We start from the raw sequence: 14,596 nt of genomic DNA, 5'->3' as shown, positions 1-14,596 counted from the left end.
TTGTTTATATAAAGGCAATAATTAAGGTTTAAACTCAATTGTAACTAGGCTTGTAATTTATTATAAAGAATGTAATATGAAATCCGCTCCGCTTTATTGGAGTTTTATGGATAATTATTAGGACGACGGAATGTTTTTATTTGAAGAGTATATTTCCCCTATTTCAGACACCGAGGTTGCAGGTATTGATCCTCGCTCAGATGTCTCGCCTACGTCGACTTATTACGCCTTAAAAGATTTAAGAAACCAGCTTCGCGCAGCAGAAAGAAATGCATTAGTGGATGAAGAAGGTATTTCCTCACTAGCAAGAGATTGGCTTCCTTTATTAGAGCAATGTAGCAAAGCAATAAAAACACAAAGCAAAGATATCGAATATTTAGCTTGGTTTATTGAAGCACTTTGTCGAATTCATGGCTTCAAAGGCTTAGCTTTTGGTTTTAAAGTTGCTCATAACTTGCTCGACAATTATTTTGATGAATTATACCCGTCACTCGATGACGATGATGAAGTGTCAGACAAAGTATCTGCATTGGTTGGCCTTAATGGTTCAGCAGGCGAAGGTACATTAATAATCCCGATAAAAAGTATCTATCTGACCGATAGCGCCAGTATGGAGTCATATTCTTTTTGGGAATATCAGCAAGGCTATGATATTTCTCGTTTAACAGATGAGAAAAGAGAGAAAAAGCTTAATTTAGGTGCTGTTGACTATGAGCTCATTGAAAGAAGTGCTGCAGAAACAAGTACTGAATTCTTTGTTACTTTAAAACAAGACATTGAAAACGCGATTGAGCAATTTGCTTTATTAAGCGAAGTATTGGATAGAGTAACTGGACAGCCACAGCCAACATCAAATATAAAACAAGCATTAGCAGTTAGTCTTGCTGCTGTTGAGCATGTTGCTGCAGATAAGCTTGAAGCTGCTGATAAGGCAAAAGCTGCATTAAACGAAGTGCAAGAAGTGGTTCAAAGTGAAGACGACGACGGTCAAAGTGTTACAGAGCAAGTTGTAAAAGTTAATCACGAAATTAACTCAAGAGAAAGTGCGATTAATAAACTCAAAGAAATCGCTACTTTTTTTAGAAAAACAGAGCCGCACTCACCTATGTCTTACACCATAGAACAAGTAATTCGATGGAGCGAATTGTCGCTGCCTGAATTATTAAATGAATTAATTACAGATAGTGATGCTAGGACTGGGTACTTTAAGTTGTCTGGCATTAAAATCAGCGAAACTGAAACATAAGTAAAAGGAGTTCTCTATGAGTATCCATGATAAATTAAAACGAGTTCGTAAGCCTCGCGTACACATCACTTATGATGTGGAAACTGAAGGCACTGCAGTAAAAAAAGAATTACCATTTGTTGTTGGTGTTATGGGCGACTTCTCTGGTGATAACACAGAAGCATTAAAACCACTTAAAGATAGACGATTTGTGCAAATAGATCGTGAAAACTTTAATGACGTTTTAAAGCGCATGAGCCCTTCACTAAAATTATTAGTTGATAATACGCTTAATGATGATGGTTCTGAATTTGAAGTAAAACTTAACTTTAAATCGATTGATGACTTTGAACCAGCAGCTGTTGTAAATCAGGTTGAGCCATTACGTAAATTAATGGAAACACGTAACAAGTTACGCGATTTAATGACTAAGATTGACCGCTCTGAAGAATTAGAAAACGTGCTTGAAGAAGTACTAAGCAACACAGCAAGCTTAGATACAATCGCAAAAGAGCTTAAAATAGAGGAGACTGAAAAATGAGTACAGAGCAACTAAGTACTGAATTAGAGTCTACCTCAGAAGCAACGTCTTCACTATTAGAGCAAGCTATTGGCGCAACTAAGCAAACCGATGCAAGCCGTGCAGAAGAGTTACTTAAAACACTGACAGAAGAAGCCTTAAAAGGGACTGTTCAGTGGAACAAAAACATGACAGTGACGTTTAATGAAGCAATTCAATTAATCGATCAAAAGATCTCAAAACAGCTAAGTGTAGTAATGCACAGCGAAGAGTTTCAAAAGTTAGAAGGCTCTTGGCGTGGATTGCACCATTTAGTAATGAATTCTGAGACAAGCTCTACACTTAAAATTCGTATGCTAAATATGAAGAAAAAAGAACTTCATAAAGATTTGAGCAAAGCTGTTGAGTTTGACCAAAGCCAAACATTCAAAAAAATCTATGAGTCTGAGTTTGGTACTCCAGGTGGCGAACCATACGGTACTATCGTTGGTGACTTTGAGTTTACTAATCACCCTGAAGATGTTGAAACATTAAGTCTAATGTCTAATGTTGCAGCCGCTGGTTTCTGTCCATTTATTTCAGCTTCATCGCCATCATTATTTGGTTTTGATAACTGGGAAGAGCTAACCAAACCACGTGATTTAGAAAAAGTATTTGAATCTCTAGAGTACACTAAGTGGCGTTCATTCAGAGACAGCGATGATTCGCGTTTTGTTTCATTAACTATGCCTCGTTTCTTATCTCGCCTACCTTATGGTGCGGCTTCTAAACCAGTTGAAGAATTTAACTATGAAGAGTTTGAAGTTGAACCAAAAGATGGCCGTTCAGTAAGTACTGATAACAGTGATTACTGTTGGAGTAATGCAGCCTACGCTATGGCAACAAATATGACCAAAGCATTTGCTCAATACGGTTTCTGTACTGCAATACGTGGTGCTGAAGGCGGCGGTAAAGTAGAAGGTCTTCCTACGCATATCTTCACAAGTGATGATGGCGATCCAGATCTTAAATGCCCAACTGAAATTGGCATTACAGATCGTCGTGAAGCTGAATTAAGCAAGTTAGGTTTCTTGCCTCTTTGTCATTACAAAAATACAGATTATGCAGTATTTTTTGGTGGACAAAGCTGCCAAAAGCCACAAATTTATTCAACTCCAGATGCCACAGCTAATGCGGCAATATCTGCACGTCTACCTTACCTTATGGCAACGTCTCGCTTTGCTCATTACCTAAAAGTAATGGCGCGTGATAAAATTGGTAGCTTTATGGAAGCTGAAGACGTTGAGTCTTGGTTAAACCGCTGGATCCTTTCGTATGTAAATGCGACTGAGGGTGGTGGTCAAGATATCAGAGCACGTTATCCTCTAGCAGATGCAAAAGTATCAGTTAAGGAAATTCCAGGTCAACCAGGTGCATATAATGCAGTTGCATGGTTACGACCTTGGCTACAAATGGAAGAGCTTACTTCTTCTTTACGCCTTGTAGCTAAAATTCCAGAGATCGGTTAATTAACTGATCTCGAGCGTTAAGGATAATGCAGTAGAATGAATCACGAAGAGTTTTCATTTATAAATCAAGACTTCGCTTTTGTACAAAAAGCGCAGTCTAGAATAAGTGATAATGAGGCTTTACTCGATAGGTTTTTAAACGAAAAAAACCTAGATAAAGCCTTGTTGTTATGGCTTGAAGGCTCTTCAGATTCACCTATATCTTGGACTAAAGAATCACTTGGTCCTTATTTACAGCGCGTAATTGTTGAACTCGATCAACTCATTTCAGAACAATTAAACCTCATAATTCATAATGATAGATTTCAAAAGTTAGAAGCCAGTTGGCGTAATCTTTGGTGGCTGATACTTCAAAGCGAACAATACGACAAAGAAAATAAAGTAAAAATAAAAGTATTGAACTGCGATTGGGCAACACTCTCTAAAGATGTAAACAAAGCTATTGATTTTGACCAAAGCCTATTTTTTCAACTACTTTATCAAAGTGAGTTTGATAGCGCAGGTGGCGAGCCATTTGGTGTAGTAGTGGGTGATTATGAAATTAGTAACATGTGCTCAGCAGGCACAATTTATAATGACATAGACACAATAAAAGAAATATCTAGAACCGCTGCCGCTGCTTTCTCTCCATTTATTTGCTCAGCTTCTCCTAACTTATTTGGTGCAGATAACTTTTCTGATTTAGGCTATTACGCAGACTTATTTGACCAGTTTGAACAACCCGAATACGCTAAATGGCAAAGCTTTCGAGCGATGGAAGAATCTCGTTTTATTGGGCTTACGCTTCCTCATATATTAGTTAGACCGCCATATAGCAATGATGGAAAACGTCATCAAGATTTTTACTTTAAAGAACAAATTAAAGACCCTGAAAGCGATATGCTTTGGGGCAATGCAGCATATCAATTTGTATCTACCTTAATAAGAGCATATTGCGATAGTGGCTGGTTTGGGCACATTCGCGGTATTGAGCCGGGTAAAATTTCAAAGGGTCTGGTTACAGGGCTTGCGAGAGACAGTTTTGCAAACGACACTTATCAAAAAGAAGCAAAGCCACCACTAAACTTATTAGTAACAAGCAAATTTGAAAAGCAATTTTCTGAACTTGGCTTTATTCCAGCATCATCAGTGACTAATACAGAACACATTGTTTTTTATAGTAATGCATCGGTTCAAAAAACCAAAAACTATGAATCAAGCGCCGCTAATATTAATGCGCGCTTATCTTCAATGCTGCAATATATTTTGTGTGTATCTCGTTTTGCTCACTATTTAAAGCTATTAGCTCGAGACCGTGTCGGCTCTTATAACACGGCACAAGCTTGTGAGCGAGACCTACAAGCGTGGATAAATAATTATACAACGGCTTCAGATTCCTCCTCCGAGCATATAAGAAGTAAGTACCCGTTAAGTAATGCCAGAATAAAAGTCAGTGAAAATAAAGCCAATCCAGGGCATTACTTTTCTGTTTTACAATTACAGCCACATTTTCAATTAGATCAGATGATCTCCAGTATTAAATTAATTACAGAGCTCAGTCCTCATCATAAAATAAAGGAATAGTCATGAAAAAAATACATAGCTTAATTCGCGAGGGGAAACTTACTGATGCATTATCTTGTTGTGCTACAGAGCTTCAAGATGAGCCATTAAACTTTGATATCAGAAGTATTTACGCCGAATTACTTTGCATAAATGGTGAACTTGAAAAAGCCGATAAACAGCTAGATTTCATGGTACAAAAAAATCCAGAATTTGCAGTAGGTGCAGTAAATTTAAGGCACTTAATTCGTGCTCAGCAATCTCGTGTAGATTTTTATCAAGGTAAAGGCATTCCTAAGTTATTTCATGATGCGAATGAGTTAGACACACTATTTTTGAAAATGCATGTTGCTCTGTTAGAAGACTCAACCGACGAAGCAGCTCAGTTAGCTCAAGAGATGGAGTCTTTAAGAGTTAGCACAGACGAGGCATCAACAAGAGATCTTGATGATTGCTTAAACCCGTACCTAGAGGTTTTAGGTACTAATGGTGAGTTTTATCTAGCAAACTTTAACGAAATTGAATCGTTAAAAATGGAGCCTGTAGAATCTTTATTAGAAAGTATTTGGTTACGTGTTGAAATTACAATTAAAGATGGTCCATCAGGTACAGCTCATTTACCACTTGTTTATATTAACTCTGAATCGGAGCTTGAAAAGCTAGGTCAAGTGTCTGATTGGGTTGAGTTAAAAGATGAATTTATTATTGGTAAGGGCATGAAAATGCTGTTTGTTGATGATGAGGCTATCACCATCCCAAATTTAAAAATAAGCTCACTTGAAACAGCATAATTTCAGCTTAAGCAACCATGATAGAGCATAAACAACAGCTTCAAGCATCCATCATAGATAGGCTCATTGACGATGAGCCCGACTTCCAGGATGCGCCATCACGTACCGAAGGCATCACTATTAGTGAGCTTAGAAAAAACGTGCGCAGAGATATTGAAGCTTTGCTAAATGCTCGAATTCAATGGCATACATGGCCAACTCAATACACCGAGCTGGCTACTTCATGTTTGTCTTATGGTTTACCTGACTTTTCGAGTATGTCTGTAAGCTCTCACGAAGGGCGCGCATTACTGTGTGAAACCGTCAGAAATACAATTTTAAAGTTTGAGCCACGGTTTCTTGAAGTAGAAGTGTTTACAGATGAAGAAGTGCCTTTAAACAGAGTGTTAAATTTAAGAATAAATGCGCTTTTATACGCCGACCCTGAGCCAGAGTTTATTAGTTTTGATTCAGAAGTAGAGCCCGTGAACTTGGGTATGAAGATTATTGAGGCATCATTATGAACGATGAGTTATTGAAGTATTACAATCGTGAATTAGCATTTGTGCGTCATTTAGGTAAAGACTTTGCTGAAAAATATCCAAAAGTTGCAGGGCGTTTAAAGTTAAGTGAAGATCATATTGAAGACCCTCATGTCTCAAGATTAATAGAATCTTTTGCATTTTTAACTGCCAATATAAGGCAAAAGCTCGACGATAGTTTCCCGGAGTTAACGGATGCTTTGCTAGGGCAAATGTTACCAGATTACCAAGCGCCAATCCCATCAATGTCAGTTGTTAAGCTCGAAGCTGAGAACTTATCTACGGCAGGGGTGGTTATACCAAAGGCAAGTGAAGTAGAAACTAACGTTGACTCAATGAAGCAATGTAAATTTCAAACGTGTTATGAAACCTACCTTTGGCCTGTTGAAATAACAAATGTGCAATTTGATAATAGCCCATTTGTAGCGCCTAAGCCTCGCTGGCAAGAAAAAGCAAAATCTATTTTCAAAATAGAATTAACAGGTGAGTATAAAGGGGTTTCGCTTGCAGAAACCGGCCTTGAAAAATTACGGATTTTTATCAATGGCCAATGGCATCATACACTTAAAGTTTACGAGCTACTGTTCAAACATAGTATTGGTATTGCTATAGACAATGGCGATGAAGGTATTAGATATCTGTCAAAAAACCAATTAAAAGCAGTGGGCTTTGATTCTAACGAGGCTGTGGTTCCTTATTCGCAGCGCTCATCTGCCGGATATCGTTTGCTCGTCGAAAATTTTACTTTTCCTGAGAAGTTTAGGTTTTTTGAGCTTGAAGGCATTCTTTCATCACTGCCTAAGCAATCTAATAAATGTAGTATTTATATTTACCTAGATACTGAATCTGCTGAGCTTGAAAAGCAAGTAGATAAAGATATGTTCTTATTAGGCTGTACACCAATAATAAACTTATTTGAACAAGAGCTTGAGCCAATACGACCTGAGATCAGTGAATATGAATATCAGTTAACACCGCGTTATATGGACTCGGAAATATCAGAAGTAATTGGTATATCGGAAGTTATTGCATTTGATCATAAAGGCAATAAACAAATTGTTTCGCCTTTTTATGGTCAAACACATCCTAAATATCATGGACATGATGATTTGTTTTGGCATATTCGTCGAGAAACTGCTTCTTGGGCTGGCGGTTATGTAGAGTCAGGAACCGAAACATTTTTATCGTTAGTTGATGCTACTTTTGAAAATAGTGCGATGGAATATGGTGACGGAAACTCTGTACTTACTGTGCGCGCAAATTGTAGTAATCGCAACCTACCAGCAAGCATGCCATTTGGTGATGACGAACTTGGTTTATTAATGCCTGAGCGCGGCGATGTAATTAAAAAAATAAGATGTTTAACGCCATTTACTCATGCAGTGAGACCTATATTAGCTGATGCAACCCGGTGGCAGTTAGTTAATCATTTAACGCTTGATACTTTTAGTGGTGAAGACGCATGTAATAAGCTTAAAGAAGTTTTGCGTTTATACGATTTTAGAGCATCACCACAAACTAAAGGCATGATAGATAATATTTATAGAGTGGTAATAGAGCCCTCAACTGCCCGTGTGATTCAAAAAGGTAAAGTAAGCTTTGCAACAGGCAGCGAAATTGAAATTACATTTGCTAACGATGATTTTTCTGGCAGCGGCATGTTCTTCTTTGCATCAATACTTGATCACTTTTTTGCTCAATTTGCAGCAATAAATAGCTACACGCGTTTAAGTTTAAGGCTTAAAGAGCAAGAACAAATTTATTATCAATGGCCTGCAAGAGTGGGTGACTGTCCGTTATTATGATAAAGCAAATAATCTCACAAGCTTCTCAAATTGACTTTTATAAAGCTGTTTTCATAATTGAAAATCAGCTAAAAAAGCGTGGCTTAGATTATCGACATGTCGGTTACGACAGTAATCCAAAGCAAGAGTTGATTAAGTTTACAGCTACCCAAAAGTTTGGTTATCCAGGTAATGCAATTACCAAATTAGAAGAAACTGGTTTTGAAGACGGTATGCATAAAGTAACTATGCAGGTTTCTTTTATGGGACTGACGGGTTGTTCAGGCGCTTTGCCCCAGTTTTATAGCGAACTTGTGATGCAGCGTTTGCGCTATAAAGATACAACCATGCGTGACTTTTACGACATGTTTAATCATCGTTTAGTCTCACTGTATTACCGCGCTTGGAAAAAATATAAGCCTTCGCTTAATCACGTTAATAAAGAAAAAAACAAAGACCCATACACACAAATACTTGGTTTATTAAGTGGTGGCTATAACGAGCACCAACTGCATTTTTCAGGTTTATATAGCCGTAAAATTAGAAATGCATTTGATTTAAAAAATGTACTTTCGTCATACCTAGGTTGTGATGTATCAATCAAACAAATGGTTGGCCAATGGCACGAGTTAAAAGAGCAAGAACAAACCCGTTTAGCAAGCCAGGCATTATATGAAGGCCAGCACGCCCGTTTAGGTGTTGATACCATGATTGGAAATAAAGTATGGGACGTATCTTCTAATATCGAAATCCACATAAAATCAGATGATCCAGATAAAGCAAAACAACTTTTGCCCAAAGGTCCGCTTTTCGAAATAGCGAATCAAATAACAAAAGACTATGTAGGAAATGCTATTAACTTTCGCTTAGTCATTGAGTCAAATTTTCAAAATTTAGGTGCCGCTAAACTTTCAAAAAATGAGTGTCAGTTAGGCGCTAATAGCTTCTTATCTGTACAAGATAACAAATTAAAATCTAACCCTACTAAGTTATCGTTTAAGGGATAATTAAAATTAAAAGGAAAAAAGTATGTCTTCGATGACACTGAATAAACTAGTTGAAAAACTGAGTCCTGATTGCAGAAAAAGCCTAGAAGGTGCTGTTGCTATATGTAATAGTCGCAGTCATTTCACGGTTGAACTTGAGCATTGGTTACTTGCAATGATTGAGCAGCAATTAGATGATGTTAGACTAATTTTTGGCTCGTTCGATATAGATATTGATAAAGTTCAACAGGATTTAAATCAATCATTAGAGTCGTTTAAAACGGGTAGTGAGTCATCTCCTAGTTTGTCAGTGCATGTTACGAGTCTTCTTAAGCAATCTTGGTTAAGTACCAGCATTGAGTTTACAGATAATCAAATTCGTAGTGCATACGTTATTTATACCCTTACTAAAGACGATACATTATCTAGCTTAGTAACACGTTGTAGTAAGTTATTTAATAAAATAGAGCCTGGTCAATTGCTTCATGCATGGCCTGAAATAGTTGCGCAATCTCAAGAGCGCAACCATTCAGTACAAAATGCGTCAACTCAAGCAAATGTTGGTTCTAAAACTCCAAGTTTAGATCAATTTACTGTTGATTTAACTGCCCAAGCACTCGCTGGAAAAATAGACCCTATTCTTGGTCGTGATTTCGAAATTCGTCAAATGGTTGATATTTTAACCAGACGCCGCCAAAACAACCCAATTTTAACTGGTGAAGCGGGCGTAGGTAAAACAGCTGTTGTTGAAGGGCTAGCATTAAGAATTGCTCAAAAAGACGTACCAGCCGTATTACAAAATGTAAAAATTCACAGCTTAGATTTAGCACTATTACAAGCTGGTGCAGGTATGAAAGGGGAATTTGAAAATCGCCTTAAATCGCTTATCAATGAAGTAAAAAATGCGGTAAATCCGGTTGTTTTGTTTATTGATGAAGCACATACCATGATTGGTAGCGGTGGTGCAGCGGGTCAAAATGATGCGGCAAATCTATTAAAGCCTGCTTTAGCGCGTGGTGAATTACGCACAATAGCTGCAACTACTTGGGCTGAATACAAAAAGTTTTTTGAGAAAGACGCCGCATTAACACGCCGATTCCAAGTTGTAAAAGTTGAAGAGCCAACCCCTGAAAAAGCGGTGGCAATGTTACGAGGCTTAGTGCCTGTAATGGAAAAACACCACAAAGTGTTTATATCTGAGCAAGCACTTGAAGGCGCAGTGCACTTATCACACCGATATATTACTGCAAGGCAGCTCCCAGACAAAGCCGTTGCATTACTAGATACAGCTTGTGCACGTGTTGCAATGAGCCAAGCATCTACTCCAAATACTATAGAGCAGCTTGTAAATCGCTTAAGCGAAATAGAAACACAAGTAAAAATGCTTAACAGAGAGCAAAAAACGGGTTTAGATCATTCACAGCAACTAGACACATTAAAAGCAGAGCTAATTACAATTGAAGAGCGATTAGCGCCGTTAAATGAGCAATTTAGTGCTGAAAAAGAAATTGTAGCTGAGCTTAATCAAGCTTTAGAGCTTATTAACTCTCAAGATGAAGAGTCATCACAAGAAATACTCGATAAGCTAAGACTTAGTAAAGAGAAGCTAGCCTCTTTTGAACATAATATGGTTCATTGGCAGGTTAATGAAGAGCTTATAGCGCAAGTTATTTCAGATTGGACAGGGATACCTGTTGGCAAAATGCATGAAGATGAAATACATGGCATTTTAAATTTAGCACAGCAAATGAAGCAACGAGTTGTAGGGCAAGACCACTCTCTTGATTTAATAGCTAAAGTTGTTCAAACATCTCGTGCTCAGCTAGCAGATGAAAGCCGTCCTAACGGTATATTTATGTTAGCAGGGCCAAGCGGTGTGGGTAAAACAGAAACTGCACTTTCGCTAGCCCAAGAAGTGTATGGTAGTGAAGAAAACGTCACGGTAATTAACATGTCAGAGTTTAAAGAAGAACATAAAGTTTCTTTATTACTTGGCTCTCCTCCAGGGTATGTAGGTTACGGTGAGGGAGGAATATTAACCGAGGCTGTAAGAAGAAAGCCATACAGTGTTGTACTTTTGGATGAGATGGAAAAAGCACACCCAGGCGTACAAGATATTTTTTATCAAGTGTTTGATAAAGGTACAATTAAAGACGGTGAAGGTCGCGATATCGACTTTAAAAACACAATCATTATTATGACCTCAAACGTGGGCACAGATACCACAATGAGCTTATTTGAAGACGAAGAAAGTAAACCAAGCATCAAAGGTTTATTAAAGGCATTACAAGATGATTTACTTGCTTCATTTAAACCGGCATTTTTAGGTCGTATTAATGTAATACCTTACATTCCATTAAGTGACGATATTCTTACTGAGATTGCCGCTATTCAAATAAATAAAATAATTAAACGTGTTAAAAAACACTACAATGCAGAGTTAATTTATAATGACGATGTAATTGAATATATTATTGCTAATTGCCAAAATGCAGGCTCAGGTGCACGTAATATTCACACTATACTTCAAAATAGAGTGCTGCCATTGTTGTCTGAGGTTTTACTTTCTAGCATGATTGACGACAAAGAAATTAATAGTATATCGCTATTAGTAAAAGATAATGAATTTGAACTAGAGCTGAATTAAAGGTTAATTAAAGTTAATTTGAAATAACTTGTTATTAAGGTTGTTTCTTTAGTTTGAGGGCATTATAATTTTGGTGCCTGATATCACTACATGGAATTTTTGAGACATTGTCTTCATCTAAGGAAAGGAATCAGAAGGCCTTTTCATTGCTGTATTAAAGATAATGGTTTCAAAGGAATTTTGGTATATACCAAAGTAAAGAATCCAGTATTAATGGATAACATTGTTTAATAAAAAGGAGCATTATCAAATGCAAGCAAATACATATTTAAAATACGGTTCAATCAAAGGCGAAACTACTGCTGAGTCTTTTAAAGATTTAATTACAGTTTTATCTCTTGATTGGAATGTAAGTCGCGAAATTAGCTCAGCTACTGGTACAGCGATGGACCGTGAGTCAAGCTCTACTCGCCTTGGTGACGTAACAATCACTAAACTTCAAGATAAAGCATCTCCGGATCTTTTCAAAGAAGCGACAATCGGTAAAGGTTTACCAGCTGTTTTCCATATCACTAAGCAAGGTGATAAGGTTGAAGAAATCATGAAAATCGAACTTACAGATGCAATGATTTCTAGCTACTCAGTTTCAGTACAAAACGATCGTCCAATCGAAACAATCACTATCAGCTACACAGAAATGATGATGACTGTTACTCCAACAGACGACAAAAATAACATTACTGCTCCTCTCGTATACGGTTACAGCGGTGTTAAAGGTCAACAAATGTAATATTTGTTACCTTATAATGGCTCTGGGCATTGCTCAGAGCTTTTTTTGATCTTTAGGACGGGAAAAGCAAGGAATGCAAAAAGCAACACAAGATAAAAACGTAATTCAAATTAGCACCCCTGTTGGTAAAGATGCCCTCTATTTAACTCGTTTTGTTGCCCAAGAGGCAATGTCTGATTTGTTTGTTATGTCTGCCAATATGTACACTATTGGTAAACAAATCGCGCACGAAGACTTAGTGGGTAAACCTGTATCTATTAAAGTAAAAAATGCAGATGGCGGTGGTGAGCGTTACTACCACGGCATTGTTAGTCATTTGGTTTCAAATGGCAGCCGTACGGCTGATGTTGACGAGCAAAAAAATTATATAGATTATCAAGCGACGATAGTTCCATTCGCAGCTTCAATGCGCAATCGTAAAAATAGCCGCATTTTTCAAAAGAAAACAATTAAAGAAATATTTGCTGATTTATTTGGCCAACACAATGTTGCCTTTAGCGATAAAACCAGTAAAACCTACCCTAAATATGAATATTGTGTTCAGTATCAAGAGTCTGATTTTGATTTTATTCAGCGCTTATTCCAACAAGAAGGTATTTTTTACTTTTTTGAACACTCAAACAGTAACCATACGCTTGTATTAGCTGATGATATTACGGCTTATGAAGTATGTAATGAAGGCAAAGTTGTATTTTCAACTGGCCATTTAAGCGAATCACACGTATCGCGCTGGCAAGGTGGCTTAAGCATTGCCCCTGGTAGTTTTAAACGTGTTGGTTACGATTTTAAACAGCCATCACGATACCCAGATGGCGAGCAAGCAAACGCTGAACTTCCTACTCAATCGGTCTCTGAAATTTTTGAATACACGGGCGAGCAAGAGTGCCACCCGCGCGCTGCTAATCTAGCGTCTGTGCAGCTAGAGTCACTGCAAAGAGACATGAAGCTTTCTAGTGGGCGCAGTGATTGCCGCTCATTTACTGTAGGTAAGTTATTTAGTTTTAAAAAGCACGAAGACCCTCGTCTTGAAGGTAAAACATTTGTTATTACCTCTATGATGACTTCAATTACAGTACCCAACCAATCAGGTTCGCAGCAGTCATCGGTAGAAGAAGTTTATTCAAATCACTTTGAATGTGTACCAAAAGAAATCCCTTACAGAGCACAAATAAATAAGAAAAAGCCTGTAATAAATGGGGTCCAAACGGCAATCGTAACTGGCGATAGCGCTGATGAAATTATGATTGACCAATATGGTCGTGTAAAAGTGCAATTTGATTGGGACAGAGAAGGCAAAAAAGATTCTAAAAGTTCGTGTTGGATCCGCGTTGCCCAAAACTGGGCTGGTAAAAAGTGGGGGGCTTTTTTCTTCCCTCGCGTTGGCCAAGAAGTACTTGTGGATTTTATAAATGGCGACCCAGATCAACCTATAATAAGTGGGGCCGTGTATAACGCAGACTTAATGCCTCCGTATGCATTACCGGCAGAAAAAACGCAAAGCGGCATAAAAACGCGTTCTACAAAAGAAGGCGGAGCAGATAATTTTAACGAGCTTAGGTTTGAAGATAAAAAAGGCAGTGAGCTGGTTTATCTTCAAGCAGAAAAAGACAAGCAGCTCTATGTTAAAAACGATCAAAACGATAAGACAGATCACGACCACAACATTGAAATTGGCAACGACAGAAAAACAGATATTGCTAACAACGACACCCTTAATGTTGCTAAAAATCGTATTGTCGAAATGGGTGAAAACGATACTTTAAAAGTAGGCAAAACATTAAATATAGAAGCGGGTGATGAAATAGTTATTAAAACAGGCTCTGCACAAATTAAAATGAGCAGTAATGGTAATATAACTATTGAAGGCACTAATATAAATATTAAAGGTAGTAATGTTAAAGTTGACGGCAGTGCTATAACTTTATCAGCCGGAATAATTAAATTAAATTAGTGCAAATATGGAAATAATAAACAGTTATTACACAGGGCTAAGAAACGGGATTAATAATAACGGATATGTTGTATATTGCCGTTATGGGTTGGCATATTTAATATGCTTACCAATTAATAGACCCGACGATCCATTGCTAAATCCAGCATTAAGTCACTTAAAAGCAATGAATGGTTATTACGCTAGCCAGTTTTTAAATAATTTACACCCAGCATTAAATAGTGAAGATATTGTGTCGGGATTATATCAATATGCTATGCAAAGCCCAGTTGCACTTTCAGATTACTCTCAAAGTGAATTAATAGAGTGTTTATCGCTTTTAGTGGCGCACAGTAAGTTATTAATAATCCCTTTATTTGATTAGTTTATTATAAAAATATAAACAGACAAG

At 37.4% G+C, this 14,596-nt stretch carries 12 protein-coding genes; all 12 read left to right on the top strand.

Annotation, left to right across the window (positions count from 1 at the left end):
- Nucleotides 1–130 precede the first annotated feature (130 nt).
- The 12 genes from tssA to GQR47_RS01310 all read left to right on the top strand — a co-directional run bounded on the left by tssA (nt 131) and on the right by GQR47_RS01310 (nt 14,569).
- Nucleotides 131–1,246: a type VI secretion system protein TssA gene (tssA, locus tag GQR47_RS01365; protein WP_154902980.1), complete on the top strand. Its 1,116-nt coding sequence runs from the start codon at nt 131–133 to the stop codon at nt 1,244–1,246.
- A gap of 16 nt (nt 1,247–1,262) precedes the next feature.
- The gene (gene tssB, locus GQR47_RS01360) at nt 1,263–1,766 is read left to right on the top strand and encodes a type VI secretion system contractile sheath small subunit (RefSeq protein WP_024594566.1); all 504 of its coding nucleotides are present in this window, start codon (nt 1,263–1,265) and stop codon (nt 1,764–1,766) included.
- Nucleotides 1,763–3,253, top strand: coding sequence for a type VI secretion system contractile sheath large subunit (gene tssC, locus GQR47_RS01355; protein WP_024594567.1), 1,491 nt, complete (start codon nt 1,763–1,765; stop codon nt 3,251–3,253). The genes tssB and tssC (GQR47_RS01355) overlap by 4 nt, the downstream gene beginning before the upstream one ends.
- 36 nt (nt 3,254–3,289) lie before the next feature.
- On the top strand, nt 3,290–4,816 hold the full coding sequence (tssC, locus tag GQR47_RS01350; protein ID WP_024594568.1) for a type VI secretion system contractile sheath large subunit: 1,527 nt from the start codon (nt 3,290–3,292) through the stop codon (nt 4,814–4,816).
- 2 nt (nt 4,817–4,818) lie between these two features.
- Nucleotides 4,819–5,586, top strand: a complete 768-nt coding sequence (locus GQR47_RS01345) for a type VI secretion system accessory protein TagJ (protein WP_024594569.1) — start codon at nt 4,819–4,821, stop codon at nt 5,584–5,586.
- 17 nt (nt 5,587–5,603) lie between these two features.
- The gene (gene tssE / locus GQR47_RS01340; RefSeq protein ID WP_024594570.1) at nt 5,604–6,089 is read left to right on the top strand and encodes a type VI secretion system baseplate subunit TssE; all 486 of its coding nucleotides are present in this window, start codon (nt 5,604–5,606) and stop codon (nt 6,087–6,089) included.
- A complete protein-coding gene (tssF, locus tag GQR47_RS01335) occupies nt 6,086–7,912 on the top strand; it encodes a type VI secretion system baseplate subunit TssF (protein WP_024594571.1) in 1,827 nt (608 codons plus the stop codon). Before tssE ends, tssF begins: the two co-directional genes overlap by 4 nt.
- The gene (gene tssG / locus GQR47_RS01330) at nt 7,909–8,898 is read left to right on the top strand and encodes a type VI secretion system baseplate subunit TssG (protein WP_024594572.1); all 990 of its coding nucleotides are present in this window, start codon (nt 7,909–7,911) and stop codon (nt 8,896–8,898) included. Before tssF ends, tssG begins: the two co-directional genes overlap by 4 nt.
- Before the next feature lie 22 nt (nt 8,899–8,920).
- Nucleotides 8,921–11,524: a type VI secretion system ATPase TssH gene (gene tssH / locus GQR47_RS01325; protein WP_024594573.1), complete on the top strand. Its 2,604-nt coding sequence runs from the start codon at nt 8,921–8,923 to the stop codon at nt 11,522–11,524.
- A 250-nt stretch (nt 11,525–11,774) separates the two neighbouring features.
- The gene (locus tag GQR47_RS01320) at nt 11,775–12,254 is read left to right on the top strand and encodes a type VI secretion system tube protein Hcp (protein WP_024594574.1); all 480 of its coding nucleotides are present in this window, start codon (nt 11,775–11,777) and stop codon (nt 12,252–12,254) included.
- Between the two features lie 73 nt (nt 12,255–12,327).
- Entirely contained in the window at nt 12,328–14,205 is a 1,878-nt protein-coding gene (gene tssI, locus GQR47_RS01315) for a type VI secretion system tip protein TssI/VgrG (protein WP_165723400.1), read from the top strand.
- A 7-nt stretch (nt 14,206–14,212) separates the two neighbouring features.
- Nucleotides 14,213–14,569 (top strand): hypothetical protein, encoded by a 357-nt coding sequence (locus GQR47_RS01310; protein WP_024598499.1) that lies wholly within the window; start codon nt 14,213–14,215, stop codon nt 14,567–14,569.
- The last annotated feature ends 27 nt before the right edge of the window (nt 14,570–14,596 follow it).

The organism is Pseudoalteromonas sp. Z1A2 (assembly GCF_011378755.1).
Lineage (GTDB): Bacteria > Pseudomonadota > Gammaproteobacteria > Enterobacterales > Alteromonadaceae > Pseudoalteromonas > Pseudoalteromonas distincta.
The sequence above is the reverse complement of the archived record's forward strand: the minus strand, read 5'-3'. Positions and strand labels throughout refer to the sequence as shown.